The organism is Pseudoruegeria sp. SK021 (assembly GCF_002119405.1).
Taxonomy (GTDB): domain Bacteria; phylum Pseudomonadota; class Alphaproteobacteria; order Rhodobacterales; family Rhodobacteraceae; genus Meridianimarinicoccus.
Map to the genome: position 1 here is coordinate 1 of NZ_MTBG01000041.1, position 20,539 is coordinate 20,539.

Annotated in this window: 15 protein-coding genes, 1 pseudogene and 1 CRISPR repeat array; of the genes and pseudogenes, 12 read left to right on the top strand and 4 right to left on the bottom strand. The window is 57.4% G+C overall.

Going from position 1 to position 20,539, the window contains the following annotated elements; genetic code table 11:
* The 3 genes and pseudogenes from BV911_RS16390 to BV911_RS16400 all read left to right on the top strand — a co-directional run.
* Positions 1–454 (top strand): annotated as a pseudogene (locus BV911_RS16390) (hypothetical protein); the annotation flags it as partial.
* A 268-nt stretch (positions 455–722) separates the two neighbouring features.
* Positions 723–1,379: a hypothetical protein gene (locus BV911_RS16395; protein WP_086054686.1), complete on the top strand. Its 657-nt coding sequence runs from the start codon at positions 723–725 to the stop codon at positions 1,377–1,379.
* Between the two features lie 1,006 nt (positions 1,380–2,385).
* On the top strand, positions 2,386–3,204 hold the full coding sequence (locus tag BV911_RS16400; RefSeq protein WP_086054687.1) for an HNH endonuclease: 819 nt from the start codon (positions 2,386–2,388) through the stop codon (positions 3,202–3,204).
* Positions 3,205–3,550: 346 nt separating this feature from the next.
* On the opposite strand, the gene BV911_RS16405 is transcribed toward BV911_RS16400, so the two are convergent.
* Positions 3,551–4,126, bottom strand: coding sequence for a recombinase family protein (locus BV911_RS16405; RefSeq protein ID WP_086054688.1), 576 nt, complete (start codon positions 4,124–4,126; stop codon positions 3,551–3,553).
* A 134-nt stretch (positions 4,127–4,260) separates the two neighbouring features.
* Between BV911_RS16405 and BV911_RS16410 the strand changes: the two genes are divergently transcribed.
* Positions 4,261–7,275 carry a Tn3 family transposase gene (locus BV911_RS16410; protein ID WP_086054689.1) on the top strand — a complete coding sequence of 1,005 codons (3,015 nt, stop codon included), beginning with the start codon at positions 4,261–4,263 and terminating at the stop codon, positions 7,273–7,275.
* A gap of 532 nt (positions 7,276–7,807) precedes the next feature.
* Here BV911_RS16410 and parA read toward each other — a convergent pair.
* Entirely contained in the window at positions 7,808–8,476 is a 669-nt protein-coding gene (parA, locus tag BV911_RS16415) for a ParA family partition ATPase (protein WP_086054690.1), read from the bottom strand.
* 57 nt (positions 8,477–8,533) lie between these two features.
* The gene (locus tag BV911_RS16420; protein WP_086054691.1) at positions 8,534–9,607 is read right to left on the bottom strand and encodes a replication initiator protein A; all 1,074 of its coding nucleotides are present in this window, start codon (positions 9,605–9,607) and stop codon (positions 8,534–8,536) included.
* Between the two features lie 94 nt (positions 9,608–9,701).
* On the opposite strand from BV911_RS16420, the gene BV911_RS19250 reads away from it, so the two are divergent.
* The 8 genes from BV911_RS19250 (at position 9,702) to cas2 (ending at position 17,970) form a co-directional block, all read left to right on the top strand.
* Positions 9,702–9,974: a hypothetical protein gene (locus tag BV911_RS19250; protein ID WP_139840124.1), complete on the top strand. Its 273-nt coding sequence runs from the start codon at positions 9,702–9,704 to the stop codon at positions 9,972–9,974.
* A gap of 288 nt (positions 9,975–10,262) precedes the next feature.
* Positions 10,263–12,434, top strand: a complete 2,172-nt coding sequence (locus tag BV911_RS16425; RefSeq protein ID WP_240512313.1) for a CRISPR-associated endonuclease Cas3'' — start codon at positions 10,263–10,265, stop codon at positions 12,432–12,434.
* A gap of 206 nt (positions 12,435–12,640) precedes the next feature.
* Positions 12,641–13,303, top strand: a complete 663-nt coding sequence (gene cas5c / locus BV911_RS16430; protein ID WP_086054693.1) for a type I-C CRISPR-associated protein Cas5c — start codon at positions 12,641–12,643, stop codon at positions 13,301–13,303.
* Entirely contained in the window at positions 13,300–15,126 is a 1,827-nt protein-coding gene (gene cas8c, locus BV911_RS16435; protein WP_086054694.1) for a type I-C CRISPR-associated protein Cas8c/Csd1, read from the top strand. Before cas5c ends, cas8c begins: the two co-directional genes overlap by 4 nt.
* Positions 15,123–16,025, top strand: a complete 903-nt coding sequence (gene cas7c / locus BV911_RS16440) for a type I-C CRISPR-associated protein Cas7/Csd2 (protein ID WP_086054695.1) — start codon at positions 15,123–15,125, stop codon at positions 16,023–16,025. The genes cas8c and cas7c overlap by 4 nt, the downstream gene beginning before the upstream one ends.
* A gap of 13 nt (positions 16,026–16,038) precedes the next feature.
* Positions 16,039–16,650: a CRISPR-associated protein Cas4 gene (cas4, locus tag BV911_RS16445; RefSeq protein WP_240512310.1), complete on the top strand. Its 612-nt coding sequence runs from the start codon at positions 16,039–16,041 to the stop codon at positions 16,648–16,650.
* Positions 16,647–17,675: a type I-C CRISPR-associated endonuclease Cas1c gene (cas1c, locus tag BV911_RS16450; protein WP_086054697.1), complete on the top strand. Its 1,029-nt coding sequence runs from the start codon at positions 16,647–16,649 to the stop codon at positions 17,673–17,675. Before cas4 ends, cas1c begins: the two co-directional genes overlap by 4 nt.
* A gap of 4 nt (positions 17,676–17,679) precedes the next feature.
* Positions 17,680–17,970, top strand: a complete 291-nt coding sequence (gene cas2 / locus BV911_RS16455) for a CRISPR-associated endonuclease Cas2 (protein ID WP_086054698.1) — start codon at positions 17,680–17,682, stop codon at positions 17,968–17,970.
* 166 nt (positions 17,971–18,136) lie between these two features.
* Positions 18,137–19,620: direct repeats of the CRISPR family, unit length 32 nt; unit sequence GTCGCCTCCCTCGCGGAGGCGTGGATCGAAAC.
* A gap of 53 nt (positions 19,621–19,673) precedes the next feature.
* Here the strand turns inward: cas2 and BV911_RS16460 are convergent.
* Positions 19,674–20,300 carry an IS66 family transposase gene (locus BV911_RS16460; protein WP_240512312.1) on the bottom strand — a complete coding sequence of 209 codons (627 nt, stop codon included), beginning with the start codon at positions 20,298–20,300 and terminating at the stop codon, positions 19,674–19,676.
* Between the last annotated feature and the right edge of the window lie 239 nt (positions 20,301–20,539).

The following is a 20,539-nucleotide window of genomic DNA, read 5'->3' on the forward strand; positions in this document are numbered from 1 at the left end:
GCCTTCTCTTGCGCCCTATTCTTTCCACCAATGTCATCTGGGATTGGTCAAGATGGCGACGCGCCCATCAACTCGACGCCGCAAGAGCTCATCGGAAAACCGGGCTCAAAATGCAACTGTAGTATTAAAGCACGTGTTCATGGAGCGTTTCGGCTTGGATGATTTCCGCGAACTCTTGGGTGTCGATAAGGGGAGACTGACAACCTATGGCAACCTCAACCAGTATGCGATCAAGCCAGCACTTCTTGAAGTTAATGCCCTGTCCGACTTCACAGTCAGCATTGTCCCTGAGCAGACAGGGCGGCGCGTGACGGGCTTTGTGATCGGCTGGGGGGCGAAGGACATAGAGGGCAAAAGAGCAGCCTACGCCGAACTGCAACGACCTCGTGTGGGTCGAAAAGCGCGGATTACAGGAACCGTGGAAGAGATGTTGCCGAGCGCGATCATCGAGTGATGAATCCCGTCGAAAAGCATATCTGGCATGCAAGATAAAATGGCCTATAGGGTCTTGCGTCGCTTCCGTTTTTACATGAACATATGGAGAACACCGGAAGCGAACTGGTTCCATATGGCAAAGGATTTTCTTATTGCGCCATGAAAGACTTACGACCAATCAGAGAATAGAAGTTCAGGGCCTCATAGCGCACCCGCAAACGCTAGTAGTACACACTTCTCCAAGATACCCTGCATCAACATCACTAAAGCGCGGCACACAGCGCGAGATGATGAACGCCGCTAATTTTTCCAGGCACATCAGGTTTCCCCTCAACACTCTGACCACAATCAACGCGGCCCGCCTCCAGCACGTCAGCAGCGGCGGCGTTTTCGAGATCGGCCACCTCTGGGATGGTTTCCGAGACCTCTTGGAGTTAATGCGGAAGTGGAGCAAGGCGCGCGGTGTGCCGTGGGCGGTCGTATGGTGCCGCGAGGTAGCAAAAACAGGAGCTCATCACCCCGGTGAACACTGGCATATCGGGCACCACCTGCCGGCAAAGCACCATCTAGATTTCGCGTCCCAGGTGGGACGATGGACCGACGAGGAATTTTCTCCAAACCATCACCTCGATCTCAGTAGAGGCCAAGTAGCATTTTCTGTCCACGATGCGTGGAACATCACGAAGGCCGTACGTGGCGGCGGAGGTCCTGAAGGCATCAGCGCCTATCTGGGAAAGGCCGAACCCAACCGGATTACACTGTACGGCAAGACCAAGAGAAATCCAGACAAGATTAGCCTCAAAAATATCGGTGGTAATGGCCGGGTCGAAGGCCAGCGCCATGGGATATCGCGGGAAATTCATCGATCGGCACAGCGGGCCGTGGGCTTCATTGGCCCATATTCGAAGCCCCAAGGTCGACTACATTTCGCCAGCTTCGAATAGCACAAAGTGGCGCGAATAGCCGTCAGAAGCCAGTACCTGGCATCTCAAGGAGATGACTTCCACATGCCGCAACTACCACCAGATGCACAAAATCGCGTACTAATGCGTGGTTCATGCGCAAATCAGGAATAATCGCGCCTATCTCAAAGCAACGCGCAACGACCTGATATCATTCGTAGAATGTACGTCGACAAGCTCTCCTCTGACGCCGGATGATGTCAGATTCGGTCTATAAGGCAGCTCAAATCAGTCAACAATATGAACAATATCAACGCCTCAATGCGCGCCGCCGTGATCTGTGGCGCTACCATTACGGCATATTCCCCGTTTCTCAGCATCTTTATTCACTGAAAGCAGAGGAGCCAGCATACGGCCTTTGCGCGTATCAGATGCCGATTTCCCCTCCCTCAGCATCTTCTCTGTTTGCCCCTGAAAGCATGGGTGGTCACGCAGGTTGTAGGCGTTGTCAGAAGCGAGCCTATCCGTCACAGCGGCCCACCTGGCGTGTATGGGTCCTGGAAGGCTTGTCGAGACAAATACCGGAACCCGAGCCGCTGGGGCTATGCTTTGGCAAGGTGAACTACGGCAGCAAGTTTTTTTGGACCAGATAGCCATCTGAGCGAAATTTAGCCGATCCTTAAGAATCCTTAACCACAACCCTCATCGTTAGGACCCCGTTAACGATTGGGTCCGAATGTCAGGGTGCTGCCGCTGAATGGCGGCACCCGCTCTTTTGACCAAGAAGGTCTCAACGGGTGCCGGATCATTTTTCAGTGGTTCCAGTGGTTTGATAAGTTTAGTGGGTGACGGAACTTTCACGGGACCTGCACCACTAACGACACTGGTAGGTTGATGGTGAACGAATGGTTAACGCGACAGCTTATTCGTTCACCATCAAACCGATATGCAACAACGTCGTAGCGCATCCAAAGGGCTGAATGGGCCTTGCTGGCCTTTGGATGGATAGCGATCAGCTAGACAGAAGCGACCAAACAGAGGATTTTTTATGCCCTGGGGATTTGAAGAGGGCCGCATCTACAACCGGCGCAAGGACATTCACGCGCCATACGGTGGTCAACAGCAAGGCGGTATCATTACGCCGATCGGACATTCCTTGGTGGTCTGCATTACCGGAGACGAAGGCGAACAACATGGATACTCTGACCGAATGCGGTCCGATGGTGTGTTCGAGTATTTTGGCGAAGGCCAGGTTGGCGACATGCAGATGTTGCGAGGCAACAAGCACATCCGGGATCATGCCGAGAACGGGAAAGACCTCTTGCTGTTTCGGAAGACCAAAGAGGGCCTACGTTTTCTAGGCCAGTACGTTTACGAAGCAGACCACACCGAAAGGTCGCCCGATCGTGAAGGTGCGATCCGCGACGCCATTGTGTTCGAGCTTCGGCACATTGATGCAATCAATGCGCATGAGGTTGAACCGGCTCAAGTGCTGACTGACGCTGCACCCGTCTCTCTGGAAGAGCTTCGGGAGCGCGCGCTCGCAGCAGCGTCCGCGACGCCAGGGCACAAGAAGCAAACCTCGACTGTGTTCGAGCGGTCTGCGGCCGTTCGCGCCTATGTTCTGGCAAGGTCTCGCGGCCGTTGCGAAGACTGTGGAGATCTTGCGCCATTCGAGACACCTTCGGGTCAACCGTTCTTAGAAGCCCATCATGTGCGGCGCCTAACTGATGGAGGTCCTGATGATCCGCGGTTTGTCATTGCGACCTGTCCTAACTGCCATCGCCGTGCCCACTTCGGCAAAGATGCAGGAGACTGTAACGCGCGGATGCTGGGCTTCCTCAAGCTGATCGAATGTATGCAATAACCGCCATTATGCTAGCTTCGATCTGCACGACCTTAGAGGTCGCCCGCCGCCTGCTCCAAAGCTACAACGCGCTTGGCGGGGCTAGTATTCGGGGCCAGATTAGACCGTCTCCCCCGAAACAACGATCAGACGGAAACGCTAATTTGATCCAGATGCGAAATAAGATACTGCTCGACCGGATAGCGTTCTCCCTAGGGGGTTCCGGTTCTAATCCTGTTCATTTTACGGAGATATTTGATGCGTCCCTTGCTGACCCTTGCCCTGCCGCCGCTCCTGTTGCTGTCTGCCGCAGCGCAGGCCGCAACCTTGGGTTCATCCCAACAAAGGTACGTAAAGTCCCACAGGATTATACGTGATCTCTGACGCGCATGATCGTTTGTCTGCTGGTTTCGAAGTGGCGCGCGATGGCTGAGATTGTCTCGCCGTTCTGAAGTTTGTCCTTCACCTCTGTGCGCTGATCCGGGGACAGGGCTGATGGGCGTCCCAAGGGAATGCCGTTGGCCTTAGCGCGGGCCAGACCGGACTGAGTGCGTTCAATGAGTAGATCCCGTTCGAACTGGGCAACTGCGTTGATGACATTCATGGTCATTTTCCCGGCGGAGCTGGTGAGATCAACGCCGCCGAGGGCAAGGCAGTGTACGCGGATGCCCACCTCTTCGAGCTTCGCTACGGTGGTGCTGACATCAATGGCGTCACGGCCCAGTCGGTCAAGTTTTGTGACAATCAGAATGTCACCCTTTTCCATTTTTTCGAAAAGCCGAGAAAAGCCGGTCCGCTGCGTGATGGCCATCGAACCGGAAATAGTTTCGGTGATGATCCGGTGTGGTTCGATATCAAAGCCCGCCGCCCTGATCTCTCCGATTTGGTTTTCGGGGCTCTGATCAAAGGTTGAGACACGGGCGTAGGCGAAGGTTCTGGACATAACGGGCGATCTGTAACGAAATGGATGTACGGAATTATATGCCTGTCCTATAGTATTACAAGATAATTTACGGACGGGTTTTTCGGCACCGTCCGTAACCGTCCCTTTTCGGTCACCTCTGACAGGATCAACTCATGCCCCGGATGCGCATTCTCACGGCCAATGAACAGGATGCCTTCGACAAGCCGCCGCCATTTGATCATCGCGACCGAAAGAAGTTCTTCGATCTGCCCAAAGGCCTTCTCGATATCGCAGAGAGACTCCGAACACCCGGTAGCCAGATCGCCTTCCTCTTGATGTGTGGCTACTTCAAAGCCGCCAAGCGATTTTACCAACCGCAGGATTTCCACGAGCGCGACATCGAGGCAGTCGCACGGATGATGGGAGTGCAGAGTTTGGACTTTACTCCCGACGCCTATGCTAAGCAGACACGGGCGCGCCACCATCAGCTCATTCTGAAGTTCTACGGTTTTGCTCCATTTGACGAAACTGCCAGTAATACCCTGGCCACCGAAGTGGCCACCATGGCGCGGATGCATCTCAAACCTCGTCTGATCTTTGACCGTTGCGTTGATTTCCTGATCCAGCACCGCATACAGGTTCCGTCTGCTTATCGGCTGAACGACCTGATCCGTGCCGGTCTGCACGATCGCAAGGCGGAGCTGATAGCACTGATGGACAGTCAGCTGTCTGTCGAGGCGCGGAACCTGCTTGATGCATTATTCACGGCACAGGGTGATCAGAACCGGTATCGCCTGACCCTTCTCAAGAAACTGGCCCAATCGACCAGCCCCTCAAGGATCAGGGAAGCCGTTGCTGATCTGGAGGTGTTGTCAGACCTGTACGGCCAGCTGGACGACATTCTTGCACGACTTGATCTTGGCACTGCTGGCATCCGGTATTTTGCGGGCAGTGTCCTGCGGTCTGAAATCTTCCAGATGCAGCGCCGGGATCGAAACGACCGTCACATCCATGCTGCTGCCTTTGTCGCCCATCAGTTCTATCGCTGTCAGGACAACATGATCGATCTCTGGCTCAGCGTCATGGCATCCTTCAAGTCGGCGGCGGCGCGGGACTATCAGGAAATACTGGTGCAGGAACGCAAGGATCAGCAGCGGCAGAGCGGCATTGTTGTCGATGGCCTGGAGGTTTCCGTCTTCGGGGTCCTACGTGATATCCGGAGCGTCATGTCGGCTGCCAACCTGTCAGACGCGGAAAAGGTCGCTGCAGCGCAGGCTCTTCTCGATCAGAGCAGGACGGAAGACTTCGACCGGTTGAGGGACAATTTGGCCGCAACTGCCAGTGAAGCCGGTTGGTATGCCATACTGGAAACACGGTCACTGAAACTGCAAAACCGCCTCAGCCCGTTATTGCGGGTGCTCACCTTCATGCCGAACAAACGGGTGGTAGCCCTGCTGGAAGCGATTGACCACTTCAAGGCAGATCGCGACGTGTCCGCCAGCCATGCACCGGTGGACTTTCTTGATGGTGACCAAAAGGCAGCTCTTGTACGAGCCGATGGCACTTTTCGGGTATCGCTTTACAAGGTTTTCCTGTTTCAGGCGGTCACCACGGCCATCAAGTCCGGCGACCTGAATGTCGAGAAATCCTACAAATACCGGCCCATGGACGCCTATCTGATCGAAAGGAACCGCTGGCACCGGGAAAGGGACTGGCTGCTGGAACGCGCAGGTCTGACGGAATTCGCTGACCCTGAACCCGTTCTGGCAAGGCTGAACTCCGCACTCACCGCCCAGTACCAAACAACCAATGATAGCACGGTCGACAATCCTCACCTCAAACTGCGCAAGGATGGGACATTCCACGTTTCCACCCCGGCGCTCGATGCCCGTGAGGCTGATCCACTGGGTGATCTTTTTCCTCAACGCCACGACGTGGCGCTGGCGCAGGTGCTGGAAACCGTCAACAATCACTGCAACATGCTGCTGTCTTTCGAGCACTGGCAGCAAGCCCATGTCCGGCAGACCACATCCCATCCTGCACTGCTGGCCGGAATCATGGGACTGGGCTGCGGGATCGGCGTGCGGAAAATGGCGCGGATTTCCTCAAGCGTCACGGAAAGCGAACTGGATCACACCGTCAACTGGCGCTTCTCCTTGGAAAACATCCGCGCCGCCAATGACGCCGTGGTCAAAGCCATGAACGCAATGGAACTGCCAAACCTCTATCGCCAGACGCGCGATCAACTCCACACCGCCAGCGACGGCCAGAAATTCGAAGTGCGCGGCGACAGCTTACATGCCAGCCGATCATTCAAATACTTCGGCCAAGGTCAGGGTGTCAGCGCCTATACCTTCGCCGATGAGCGCAACTTCCTGTGGCATTCCCTGATGATCAGCGCCGCTGACCGGGAAAGCGCCTATGTGATCGATGGGCTCATGCACAACGACGTGGTGAAAAGCGACATTCATTCCACGGACACCCATGGCTATACTGAGGCTGTCTTTGGTCTGACCCATCTGCTGGGGTTCTCCTTCGCCCCACGTATCAAGGGGATCGGCAAACAGACCCTGCACATCTTCAAGCCGAAACATCAGGCTGACCCCAGTTGGGTCATACGGCCCGATAAGACTATCAACGAAGCCGTAATTCGCGAATACTGGGATGACTTGCTGCGCCTCGTGGCCACCATCAGGCTCAAGGAAAACACTGCGTCCGACATCTTCCGGAGGCTGAACTCATACTCGCGACAGCATGCCTTGTACCAGACCCTGAAGGCTTTCGGGCAGATCATCAAATCCCTCTTCATCCTGCGCTACATTGACGATCTGGCGCTGCGACAGGCCATCGAAAAGCAGCTCAACAAGGTCGAACTGGCCAACCGTTTCACCCGCGCCGTGGCGGTCGGAAACCCGCGTGAATTCACCCAGACAGAAAAGGAAGAACAGGAGATCGCCGAAGCCTGCAACCGCCTGATCAAGAACAGCATCATCTGTTGGAACTATCTCTACCTCGCCAGACAGGTCGAGAAGGCTCCGGACGTTGATGCCAGAGAAAACCTGCTGCGGCAGATCGCAGCCCATTCGCCCATGTCATGGGCCCACATCAATATGCTTGGGGAATACGATTTCTCGGAAGAAAAACTCCGCGATACCCTCGGGATCCTACCCCCGAAAAAGGCAGCGTAGCCGAAGGGCAAAAACGGGGGATGTGACGGCAACATAAAGCCTGACAGATCAAAGCAGTCCACGAAAACCTATGGGACTCTACGTACCTTTGTTGGGATGAACCCGATGTTCCGGAATACGCACTCTAACAAGGAACTTTACATGAACAAATATTTCGGCTCAATCGAGAAAGCCGCTTGCAAACAGGCCCTGTACGCACGAAGGGGGTCAAAAACGGCCACATTTTTTTGCAATCAGGATCTTTCTTGAGATACCCTCTTTCAATCAAATGTTGAAACCCACATTTACTCATTTGCGGGTTATTCCCGCCTCTTCTTCTAGCTCTATTGTCCGCTGCTCTATGAACTCTTGAAGCTCGCCGACCATTTTGCGGCCTGTGGCGCTGCAAGACGTCTTAAAACGTGTGTGCATTGATGCCGGTAGGTCCAAGCTTAACCGCTTTGTAGGTTCGGATACGCTTTGCTTGACGGGAGCTGGTTCGGCGGCCTTCGTGTCGTGCCCTGCCCCACCTCGTTCAAATGCTAGTATCTGGTCATCCGTTGGCAGTTTTGGCTTTGGAGCCGATGCGAATGTCTTCTTCGACATGGCGTTCAATCTCTTTCGTTAGTTTTTCAATTTCACGGGCTGCGGCGCTCTTGGGTGCCCACTCAAATATGGTCTGCCCCATGGTCATGCTCTCAGCAAACCCGACCCTTTGTTCGATCTCCGTGCTCAAAACCGGAATGTCCGCCGCTGCGGCCATATCCCGGATTTCACGGCCTATGACGGTTTTCCCTATTTTGCGTGAAACCACAAACCCACATTTCAACATTTCTTTATATTCTTGGGCCTCACGCACCTGCCTGACCGTCAGATCGGATGCCCAGGTCGAAAGCCCAGAGGGCTCGATCGGCAGGGCCACGAAGTCGGAGGCAATGATACAAGAACGGGCGATCTCTTCGGCGTGGGGCGGACCATCGATCACTGTGTAACTGTAGTCAGAGGACATCTTGAGGGCGTCCTTGGCCATGTTGGCCCGTGCTAGGCTCACAACCTGAAAAGGAGTGTCCTGGCGCAGAGCGGCCCAAGCCGATGCTGATCCTTGCTTGTCTGCATCGATAAGCAAGACGCGCTCACCCCGATTCGCGAGGCTTGCTGCGACATTGACTGCCAAAGTGGTTTTGCCGACGCCACCTTTTTGATTGAGGAAGGATATTATCATGAATCATGCCTATCACATTTGTTGTAATGATCAAATGAACAAACCCACATTTGTGCTTTATGGCCGTCCACGTCGCTCAAACCATTTCTTGCAAAAGCCTAGGAAGGCTTTGTCCGGGTTCTTCGGGGCGTCGAGGCCACCTTCTGACATCCAGTGACGCCATTCACCCTCAAGGGCATAGACATCCCATCCTGGTGCCGCTTGTCTTGCCTCTACGTAGGTATCCGAGGAAAGGTGGATATCCGACAGCAGGGCAGGGCTCTCAGCTTGCCCTGCTTCACCGCCCGCCGTGCCGCGACTGGTGAAGACTATCATGTCGTCGGTCATATCGATGGCGTAGTCAGGAATGTGCGCGTGTCCTTTGTCATGAAGGACAATGTTGGACACCAGCCGACGGAACTCTCGCAGGGTTGATGCTGACCCACATTTTCTTTGTAGCACGGGCAGGCTGACCCGCCACTCTTTCTTGCGTCCACAATGCTTGCGGGCCAGCTCATAGAGCCGTCGTTCAATGGGTTTGCGCAGGCGAAAATAGTCCCGATGAAATGTCAGAACCTCTTTTGCGCGGATAGCGTTGAACACCCAATCGGAGAGTTGGATTTCAATTTCCTGCATCCGGCCATCCCGCGTTTGACGCACGATCTTGGCACGATCGATGATGCTAAAAATATCGAGCTGTTCAGTCTCTCCGGTGACGATGTTCGTTTCGATCTGTGTGCCCTGAAGGCGGACCAGGGCGCTACGCAAGGCATCATAGCCCCGACCATCGGTGACGCGGTTCGTCGCTTTCAGAAAATCGTAGGCCTTCAGACGGAGGGTTTTTGAAGGGATTTTTCCTTCATTCATCGCCGCGATCATTTGGCTAATGCAGTAGATCAAAACATCTCGGTCGTGGATTGTCGCCAATCCTTCCGCAGACGGCTTCACCTCGACGAAATTTTTACCGGATTCATCTTCATACCTACGAATCCGATGATCCGGTTTGGTCGAGAGCGAAAAAATCGGGTGTGCCATAGACGCCATGTCACCTTTGGGCGCAGCATCAAAGATATCGCACACAAACAGGTCCCCCTGATCCAGACGATCAGGCAGAAGAGGAGACTTGGCATCTTTCGTGATTTCACCCGCCATAGCCTATGGTTCGTGATTTCACCCACGCCGTCAAGACGTTTCGTGATTTCACCCACGTTACACTTTTCTTTCGTGACTCTACACACGTTCTTTCGTGCTTTTACACACGCTCTTTCGTGACTCTACACACAGGCCGTTTCTATTCCGCTTTATTTATCAGCAACTTGCAGGCACTTATCCACAGCGTAACACTATATTTAACACCTATTTAACACTACAGAAGGGCTCGCCTTTGGAGGCTCAGGGGATCGGCCGGGAGCCCCCCATCCATATTGGCGCGCAGGCGGCCCATGTGGAAGAATTCGTCAATCTTCCGCAATCGAAGATCAAGGAAACCGGCAACGGCCGCAGCATCGATTATCCGTAAATCGACGAAGGGCGCAGCCGCAAGGAACGCAGCCACGCCTCGAGATCGACACTGTTCATGCGGCAGGTCTCAATGAGAGTATACCTATAATGTTCATCCCCACCTTGGCACAGCAGATGCCGTCGGGAGCGGTTACATGATCATTGCCTTTCAGAGCCTACACATGAAAACATAACCCCATTGCATAACTGGGCCTACTGTTTCCATTCTCTCCGAACAACATACTTCATGCCTGAGAACAAAAGGATATTCATGACCGTTTACGCCCACAGCGTGATTGCACGTCCAATGACGGAATGGGAACCTCTGGAAGATCATGCTCGTGCCGTGGCCGAGAGAGCTGCCGGGTTCGCAGCGTCTTTCAATGGGGTGGATGCTGCAACTCTGTTGGGGTGGGTTCACGACCTTGGCAAGATAAAACCGCGCTTTCAAGCCAAGCTGTCCGGAGAAATCAATGGAGAACCTCACAGTGGTGAGGGTGCTAAACTGCTACAATCCCGTTATGGAGGCCTAGGGCCGTTGCTTGCGGCTTGTGTGTCTGGTCATCACTCAGGGTTACCAGACATGGAAAACCTTACGCAGCGTCTAAGGTCTGTGCCTAATATAGAACCGCCAGAATGGATGCCGATTCCATCCGGTTTGATGCCCTTTGGACCGATCACTGGCAACGGGATCTCGCATTTCTCGATCCAGTTTGTCGTTCGAATGCTGTTCTCCTGCCTTGTGGACGCGGACGAACTGGAAACGGCGGCCTTTTACGATGGGCGGGACAACAGACCGGTTACCCGGGCTGCCGCGGTCGTCACCGCCGATCATGGCGATGCATTCGACCGCCATATGGCCGGATTTTCCGACAGGACGGGGGTTGTGAACGATTTGCGTGCCGAGATCCTTGCCCATGTCCGCGCGGGGGCAATGCAAGACCCTGGCCTTTTCACGCTGACCGTTCCGACCGGTGGGGGCAAGACGCTCGCGTCGCTCGGCTTCGCACTGGACCATGCGTTGCGGCACGGTCTGGAGCGTGTGATCCACGTCATCCCTTATTCGTCAATCGTCGAACAGACAGCGGATGTTTTCGGCGCGGTGCTCGGACCGGATCAGGTCGTTGAGCATCACGCCAGTTTTGATTGGGACGGAGTGGACGACGACGAGGATCTGCGTCGCCTGCGTCGCGTAACCCGGAACTGGGATGCGCCGATCGTTGTCACGACCGCTGTCCAGTTCTTCGAAAGCCTGTTTTCGGCACGCAAGCGGCGTTGCGCCAAACTGCACAATCTGACCCGAGCCGTCATTGTGATCGATGAGGCCCAGACCATGCCGCGCAAACTGCTGCGTCCTTGCCTTGCGGCCATTACCGAATTGACGCGGCACTATGGGGCCACGGTCGTTCTGTCGACGGCGACGCAACCCGTGTTAAGCCGAGACCAGGGGTTGATTGTTCCGGAGGCCCTGGAGAGCGTGCGTGAACTGGCGCCGGACCCGCCGCTGCTCTATCGGAAACTGCGCCGGACACGTGTTACGAATGTCGGTTCGCTGGACGACGATGCCCTGACAGAACGGATATCGCAGGCTCCGCAGGTTCTGGCTATTGTCGGCAATCGGCACCACGCCCGCAGCCTGTTCGACCGGGTGGCCGATCTGCCGGGCGCGAGGCATCTGAGTACAACAATGACGCCGCAGCACCGGCGACACGTGCTGGCCGATGTTCGCGACCGACTGGCAAACCGGCTGCCGGTGCGGCTTATTTCCACCTCCTTGGTTGAGGCAGGCGTGGACGTGGATTTCCCGATGGTCATGCGCGCCGCTGCAGGCATCGATTCCATCGCCCAAGCGGCGGGGCGGTGTAACCGGGAGGGCTTGATGAAAGCAGGGGAGGTGGTCGTGTTTACCCCCACGGCTGAAGGCTCTGCGCCTCCTGACGAGGTCGCGCAGATGGCAGAGATCGGCGCGAAGATCATCAAGGCCCACGTTGATCCGCTTTCAGAAGAGGCGGTCGCTGACTATTTCCGGACCCTGCTCTGGTCGCAAGGAGTGGACGCATTGGACGCGGTAACGGTCGGACAGGAAGGCGGACCGCAGAAAACAGGCATCATGAAGGAGATTGCCACGTCGGGTGGGAATATGGCCTTCCGGTTTGAACAGATCGCCCACGCCTTTCGGATGATCGACGACACTCAGGCACCGGTGATCGTGCGGGGCGGTCGGTGGGGTATTCCAGACGACGTTCTGGACGATCTAAAGTGGCGGACGGGGACGGGTGGCATCGCCCGCGCGCTGCAACCCTATGTCGTCACACTGCCTCACCATATCCGCCGCGCACTGGAGGCCTCCCGCGCAGCAAGCCTCTGGCGCGAGGACCTGTTCGGACGGGAATTCCTGATGCTCGATCACCTGCAACTCTACGACGACCATGCGGGGATGCGGATGGAGCGGTTCGAGGAGTTTGACCTGATCGCTTGACAGAAATCCCGGGCGAGAGCCGATAAAGACAGTTAGGAGGTTGCTGATCGTCGTCAGATGGCTTTCGGTCGCCATCACCGCGATGGCTTGAAACACAAATAGACGGAAACAATATCCCAATTGAATTGGATATTGTCGTTGACATTTACACTGTAGGTCATCGCATAGTGATCTAATTCAACAATTTAGACATTGTGTAGCTTTCTATGACCTACGGCATTAAACTTCACGTATGGGGCGACTACGCGTGCTTCACACGCCCAGAAATGAAGGTTGAGCGAGTCTCTTATGATGTGATGCCTCCCTCAGCCGCGCGCGGTATTCTTGAGGCGATCCACTGGAAGCCTGCCGTCCGCTGGGTGATCGACCGCATCCACGTTCTGAAGCCGATCCGCTTCGAGAACATCCGCCGCAACGAGGTCGGTGCCAAGGTCTCGGACCGCAACGCCCGCGCGGCAGAGCGTTCCGGCGACCTGTCGAGCCTCGGCATCGATGTCACGGCTGAAAGGCAGCAACGCGCCATGCTGGCCCTGCGCAACGTCTCCTATGGGATCGAGGCGCATTTCGAGATGACACCGAAAGCCGGTCCCGAAGACAATCCCGGCAAACATCGTGAGATGTTCCTGCGCCGTGCCGCCAAGGGGCAGTGCTTTCACCGCCCGTGTCTGGGCGTGCGCGAGTTCGCAGCCGATTTCGAGACGGTCGAAACTTTCCCCGAGACAGCCTTGCCGCCCGGAAGCCGCGACCTTGGTTGGATGCTGTACGATATCGACTATACGCACGGTCGCCGGTCCATGTTTTTCCATGCCCAGATGCAGGACGGCGTGATTGATGTCGCTGCCGCAGCCCGCGAGGGGCTGACCGCGTGACGATCCTGGCCGAGCTTGCCGCGCTTTATTCCCGGATGCCAGACCTGCCCCGCCCCGGTTTTTCGCGCGAAGCTATCGGCGGCGAGGTCGTGCTGGCCCCTGACGGTACAGTGGTCGAGATGAACGTGCTGGGTGCGCCCGATGAAAAGGGCAAGCTGCGGGCGCGGCCGATGTCTGTCCCCGCAGCCATCAAACGGACGGCTGGTATCAATCCCAATCTCTTCTGGGACAAATCTGCCTATGTTCTTGGCGTCGTGGTCGCGACAGGAAGCGATGGCAAACCGCTGTCCGATGACCTTGGAAATCCTCTTGCAGGACAGAGCAAACGGACAGCACAGGAACACGAAGCCTTCGTCACCGCTCATCTTGCCCTGCTGGCGGGCTCCAATGTTCCAGGACTGGTTGCATTGCGTGCCTTTCTCGGCCGCTGGACCTGGGCTGATTTTTCCGAAAGTGGCCACTCCGTGGCCCTGCTCGACCAGAACCTAGTTTTCCGTCTTCAGGGGAACGCCGGATTTTTGCACGACCTGCCCGAAGTGGCCGCGTTGCTGGTCGACGACGCTGGGGAAGGCGAGGTATGCCTTGTGACCGGCAACTCTGCGCCGGTCGCGCGACTGCATCCGTCCATCAAGGGCGTAATGGGCGCGCAGAGTTCCGGCGCATCGCTCGTGTCGTTCAATGAACTGGCCTATGAATCCCACGGCAAGAAACAGGGCGACAATGCCCCGGTTTCCGAAGCTGCGGCGTTTGCATATGGCACCGCGCTCAATGCGCTTCTAGCGCGTGGCTCGGGTCAGACCCTGCGCGTCGGTGATGCCACCGTGGTCTTCTGGGTCGATGCGGCGACGCCCAAAGCCACGATCTCGGCCAATGTGCTGTTCGGGATGGTACTTGCCCCAAATCCTGAGGATGCGAACACAGCTCTCAACAAGCTGTCGGGCGAGTTGACCTCCATCGCAAAAGGTCTCTGGCAGGACGCCCCCGGCTACGACCCCAAAACCCGTGTTTTCATTCTGGGCCTTGCGCCCAATGCCGCGCGCCTGTCGGTGCGGTTCTGGCATCCGGGCCGCCTGCAGGATTTGGCCGGGCGCATCGTGCGGTTCTGGGACGAGTTGCGCATCGAACCCTCCCCCTGGATCGGAAAGGACGGAATCGAACGCCCGCCCGCCGCCTGGCGGCTGCTTTACGATGTGGCGGCCTTGGGCGAGGCGAAGAACATCCCGCCCCTGCTGGGTGGTGCGCTGATGCGTTCGGTTCTGACCGGGGCCGATTATCCACGCATTTTGCTGTCGGCCGTGATCGGCCGCCTGCGCGTCGAGGGCACGCCGCCAGACCGCTTTTCTGACGGCCGCCGCGCCGCGATCATCCGCGCGGTCCTGACGCGCAACACCACCACGGAGGTGCCCATGGCCCTGGACGAGACATCCGAAGACCCTGCCTATGTTCTGGGCCGCCTGTTCGGCGCTTTCACCTATGCTGAACGCAGCTATGCCGACAGGGGTGCTACGATCCGCGACAAGTATATTGGCGGTGCCTCCGCCACACCTGCCCGCATCTTCCCGGTGCTGATGAAGGGGTACGAACACAACCGCGCTGGCTTGGCCAAGGCCGGCGGGCAAAAAGTTGGCGCAGGCATCAAGGCGGAGAAAGCCGTGGCCGCCATCCTGGCCAAGTTGCCCGGTGGCGGCAACCTGCCGACGTCTCTACCGCTGGAAGATCAGGGGCGGTTCTTCGTCGGCTTCTATCACCAGCTCTCCGCCTTCTACCAGAAAGCCGAAGACGCCATCATTGACGATACCCCCGACGGAGAGATCGACGCATGACCGCCGTAACCAACCGCTATGACTTTGTGCTGTTCTTCGACGTTGAGAACGGAAACCCCAACGGCGATCCCGATGCGGGCAACCTGCCTCGCATGGATCCAGAAACCTCGCAGGGCCTAGTCACTGACGTCTCTCTGAAGCGCAAGTTGCGCAACTATGTCGCCGAAGCGAAGGGCGACGAGGCGGGTTATGCCATTTACATGCAAGACGGGGCCGTCCTGAACCGTCAACACGCCAAGGCCTATGAGGCGGAAGGCCTGAAATCGGAATCCAAGAAGAAGCCGAAGAAAGTCGAGGACGCCGAGCGCATTACCACGTGGATGTGCACCAATTTTTGGGACATCCGGACGTTCGGCGCGGTGATGACCACCGAAGTGAACGCTGGTCAGGTGCGCGGCCCCGTCCAGATGACCTTCGCCCGCTCGGCCGAGCCGATCATGCCATTGGAGGTCTCGATCACCCGATCATCCGTCACGAACGAGAAAGATGTCGAGAAGGAGCGGACCATGGGCCGCAAGCACATCGTGCCTTATGGGCTTTACCGCGCGCATGGCTTTATCAACGCCAACCTTGCCGGTCGCACCGGTTTCTCCGAGGACGATCTCGCGCTGCTTTGGGCGGGGTTTAGGGATATGTTCGAGCATGATCGCTCGGCCGCGCGCGGCATGATGGCGGCTCGCCGACTAATCGCCTTCCGCCACGATAGCGCGCTTGGCAACGCCCAGGCCCACAAGCTGTTCGACCGGGTAACCGTACAGCGCGCCTACAAGGGCGAGACCTTACCGATTGGCGATGATCGCACCCACAATTGGCCTGTTGCCCGCGCCTTCACGGATTATGCTGTTCTGCTGGACGATGCGGCCCTGCCTGAGGGGATTACAGTCGTCGAACCGTTCTGAGGTGGAGGTCTCTTTGCCTCTCTCGGCACTGCAGCACTGGCTGTTCTGCCCCAGGCAATGCGCCCTGATCCATGTCGAGAGGCTCTGGGCCGAAAACCTGTTCACTGTCGAAGGCCGCGTGCTGCACGACCGCGCCGATAGTGGAACCTCCGAAAGTCGGGACGGCATCCGGACGCTACGTTCGGTTCAGCTGGGATCGAATAGACACGGGCTGCACGGCGTAGCCGACGTAGTGGAGATGCGCGGTGCAATGCCCTATCCCGTCGAATACAAGCGCGGTCGCCCCAAGGCCCACCGCGCTGACGAGGTCCAGCTTTGCGCGCAGGGGCTCTGCCTTGAAGAGATGATGGCCCAGGACGTGTCAGAGGGGGCTCTGTTCTACGGCAAGAACAGGCGCCGCAAGGTCGTTGCATTTGACCCCGATCTTCGTGCCTTGACCTTGCGGGTTGCCGATGAAGCGCGAACGGCGATCGTCGCAGGGCATGTTCCGCCCCCGGTTTACGAAGCGAAGCGCTGCGGTGCGTGTTCGCTCTTCAATTTCTGCCGCCCGATAGGCGCGCGCGACATCGGCACTAGCTGGCTGGCGGAACGGATAGCAAAGGCAGGGGTCCCCAGCGAACCATGAAGAAGCTGCTAAACACGCTCTATGTCACATCGGAAGGTGCCTATCTTCACAAGGACGGCGAGACGATAGCCGTTGATATCGATGGAGCCACCCGTGCCAGGGCACCGGCGCATCTTCTGGGACAAATCGTCTGCTTCCGACAGACTGCAATGTCCCCCGCGCTCATGGCATTCGCGTCCGAAGCGGGGATCTCGGTCGCGTTCCTGGGATATTCCGGCAAGCTGCTGGCGCGGGTCGAGGGGCCGCAGACCGGAAATGTCTTGTTGCGCCGCGCGCAGCATCGGGCAACGGATGCCGATGCTGCCCTTCCCGTCGCACGGGCCATGGTTGCGGCCAAGATCGCAAATGCGCGGGCGCTTCTGAGGCGTCATTTGCGTGATTACCCCGGCACGGAAGGGGCTGATGCCGTGGACCGGGCGCAGCGGGCGCTCGACTTTACTGCCCGGCATGCCCTTATCGCACCCGATCTGGACACCCTGCGCGGACGCGAGGGCGAGGCGGGTCATGGTTACTGGCAGATCTTCGGCCACCTGATACGCAACGATGAGTCTACTTTTGTGTTTTCGGGCCGAAACCGTCGACCGCCGCGGGATGCGGTCAACGCTGTCTTGTCATTCCTCTACGTGCTTTTGTCCTTGGATACCCGGGCAGCCTGCGAAACCCACGGCCTCGATCCACAGATGGGGTTTCTTCATCGCGATAGACCAGGCCGTATGTCATTGGCGCTGGATCTGATGGAGGAATTGCGTGCGCCGATCGCGGACCGCGTATGTCTGAGCCTGATCAACCGTCGCCAGCTCAAGGCACAGGATTTTCGATATGAAGAAACCGGTGCTGTCCTTCTTTCCGACAACGGCCGCGATACGGTTTTGCGCGCCTATCAAGAGCGCAAGCGCAGCGAACTGACCCACACTTGGCTGGGCGAGCGCGTCGCTCTGGGCCTTTTGCCCCAAATTCAGGCACAACTCCTGGCCCGTCATTTGCGCGGGGACATCGACGCCTATCCGGCATGGATTTGGGGGTAATCTGATGATGGTCCTCATCACCTATGACGTAGCAACAGAGACCCCATCGGGGCGCAGGCGGTTGCGTCGTGTCGCCCGGGCTTGTGAAGACTATGGCCAACGCGTGCAGTTCTCAGTCTTTGAGTGTGATCTGGATCCGGCACTCTGGACGGTGCTGCGTGCGCGACTTGTGGAGGCCATCGACCCGACAACAGACTCCCTGCGGTTCTACATGCTAGGCCGCGAGTGGCGTCGCCGGATCGAGCATGTCGGTGCGAAGCCTGCGACTGATTTCGATGGGCCTCTAATTATCTGATGCGAACCTCTAGTGGACGCTTTAAAGTCGGACCGTTCGCAGGTTAGACTTTTCAACGAGTTGTGACCTAATTGCTGTTTGAAATCGTTGTTTCTCTGTCATCCCGCACGGTCTTCGCGGAATGTCGCTAATTTTCTTCCCTGTATCAATCTGTTACTGGATGGCCGTCGCCTCCCTCGCGGAGGCGTGGATCGAAACAACACATGCGGCGTCAACATCGAGGACCGCACATGTCGCCTCCCTCGCGGAGGCGTGGATCGAAACTGTGCGGTTTATGTCGGAAGCGTGGATGTGGACAGTCGCCTCCCTCGCGGAGGCGTGGATCGAAACTTTGTCGTCTGGCGACGACTTGCCGACGGAAATCGTCGCCTCCCTCGCGGAGGCGTGGATCGAAACGCCGCCACGGGCGCACCGCAAGCCGAAATGGCGCGTCGCCTCCCTCGCGGAGGCGTGGATCGAAACAAGCTGGAAAAGTCGGTGAACGGCGGCGGCTACAGTCGCCTCCCTCGCGGAGGCGTGGATCGAAACATCATCGGCGGCGCGCTTTGAACACGCTGGACGCGTCGCCTCCCTCGCGGAGGCGTGGATCGAAACTATCAAAAAGCGCCAGCAAAGCCGCCGCCATAGGGTCGCCTCCCTCGCGGAGGCGTGGATCGAAACATGGCAATGGGGATTATTCGGAGGGCGCGCGCATGTCGCCTCCCTCGCGGAGGCGTGGATCGAAACATAGTCTTGGCGATAACCGCGTGGGGGATTCCGACGTCGCCTCCCTCGCGGAGGCGTGGATCGAAACGGTGCGGTGATGTTCGCTATCGGCGCAATCCTTGGTCGCCTCCCTCGCGGAGGCGTGGATCGAAACAACTCCGGCGCTGGCATCTTAGAAATCACACGTGTCGCCTCCCTCGCGGAGGCGTGGATCGAAACACCGCAGCCCCTCCGCCAAGAGCCGAGGGACTGGGTCGCCTCCCTCGCGGAGGCGTGGATCGAAACGGGCAGGAGGCGAAATTCATTGCCGGTCTATCCGGTCGCCTCCCTCGCGGAGGCGTGGATCGAAACAAACTCACCGGCATTTTCGTGCCTGTGAACCTCGGTCGCCTCCCTCGCGGAGGCGTGGATCGAAACAGCAGCGCGGAGAGCAACCGTTTTCGGGCTGATCGTCGCCTCCCTCGCGGAGGCGTGGATCGAAACACCAAGAACGGCAACAGCCGATCACCGGGATATGTCGCCTCCCTCGCGGAGGCGTGGATCGAAACAAAAAACCTAAATCCCAATGGGGGAAGTTTTGACGTCGCCTCCCTCGCGGAGGCGTGGATCGAAACAGCAATGACCTTGCTGACCCTTCATACAGCGTAGGTCGCCTCCCTCGCGGAGGCGTGGATCGAAACATGGCCTATAGATACAGGCGCAACCCGAACGGCGGTCGCCTCCCTCGCGGAGGCGTGGATCGAAACCACATCTTAGAGTAGGTGGGCACAGCATCCGACACGTCGCCTCCCTCGCGGAGGCGTGGATCGAAACCGAGTGGATGCAGAAACGAACCACGCGATAACCCGTCGCCTCCCTCGCGGAGGCGTGGATCGAAACCGCGACGACTTCCTCGGCACGGGACAGCCAAGCCGTCGCCTCCCTCGCGGAGGCGTGGATCGAAACATTGTCGATGCGGAGAATTTTAATCGTAAGCGGTGTGTGGGCGGCACGGCGGTTTAACTTGACGGCTGGAAGTTCCAAGGAAGCAGTTCGTCGATGCGGCTTTGAGGATGACCTGCGGCGATCGCCTCAAGCGTAGCTTTTAAATATGCGAAAGGCTCCACACCGTTGATCTTCGCGGTCTCGATTAGGGATGCGATGCGTCCCCATGCACGGCCGCCTTCATCATGGCCGGCGAACAGTGCATTTTTCCTGTTAAGAGCAATCGGACGAATGAGGTTTTCGACTTTATTGGAATCGATCTCGACGCGTCCATCGGACAGGAAGGTTTGCAGGCCGTCCCAGTGACGATGGATATAACCCGGCTTTTCGCCAAGGCGAGACTTTGCAGAGACGCGTAGGCGTTGCGCCTGCAGCCATGTGCCAAAAGTTTCGACCAAAGCGGCCGATCTCGCCTGGCGGGCAGACAGGCGCTGGCCGGCGGATGTGCCGCGAATGTCAGCCTCAATGGCATAGATCGCCGCGATCTGGCGCAGGCCTTCGGCTGCTATTTCAGAGCCGTCCCGGTCGAAGATTTCTTTCAGCTTGCGACGGGCATGCGCCCAGCAGTGTGCAACGCGGATCGGCTCGCCGCCTTTTCGGGAAGGTTTGGTCAGACGGTTGTAGCCTTGGTAGCCGTCCAATTGCAGAGTGCCATTGAACTTGGCCAGAAACTTTTGGAGTTGGAGGTTCTGCGGTCTTTCACCTCTAAATATGCGCTGGCCCTTTACGAGTCGGTCGCCCGACGGGTGCGGCTAAAGCGTTTCTGTGAAAACTTGAATCGGTGGTTCCTATAGGGTCGTGTTTGTGATTCATCCTATTTTGGAGGATGGATCATGTCAGCACCTTTGCCATCTGCGCTTCGGGCGCGGTTTCAGAGTTA

Coding starts and splice junctions, on each gene's coding strand:
- BV911_RS16395 (WP_086054686.1), top strand. CDS start 723: ATGATGAACGCCGCTAATTTTTCCAGGCACATCAGGTTTCCCCTCAAC.
- BV911_RS16400 (WP_086054687.1), top strand. CDS start 2,386: ATGCCCTGGGGATTTGAAGAGGGCCGCATCTACAACCGGCGCAAGGAC.
- BV911_RS16405 (WP_086054688.1), bottom strand. CDS start 4,126: ATGTCCAGAACCTTCGCCTACGCCCGTGTCTCAACCTTTGATCAGAGC.
- BV911_RS16410 (WP_086054689.1), top strand. CDS start 4,261: ATGCCCCGGATGCGCATTCTCACGGCCAATGAACAGGATGCCTTCGAC.
- parA (WP_086054690.1), bottom strand. CDS start 8,476: ATGATAATATCCTTCCTCAATCAAAAAGGTGGCGTCGGCAAAACCACT.
- BV911_RS16420 (WP_086054691.1), bottom strand. CDS start 9,607: ATGGCGGGTGAAATCACGAAAGATGCCAAGTCTCCTCTTCTGCCTGAT.
- BV911_RS16425 (WP_240512313.1), top strand. CDS start 10,263: ATGACGGAATGGGAACCTCTGGAAGATCATGCTCGTGCCGTGGCCGAG.
- cas5c (WP_086054693.1), top strand. CDS start 12,641: ATGACCTACGGCATTAAACTTCACGTATGGGGCGACTACGCGTGCTTC.
- cas7c (WP_086054695.1), top strand. CDS start 15,123: ATGACCGCCGTAACCAACCGCTATGACTTTGTGCTGTTCTTCGACGTT.
- cas1c (WP_086054697.1), top strand. CDS start 16,647: ATGAAGAAGCTGCTAAACACGCTCTATGTCACATCGGAAGGTGCCTAT.
- cas2 (WP_086054698.1), top strand. CDS start 17,680: ATGATGGTCCTCATCACCTATGACGTAGCAACAGAGACCCCATCGGGG.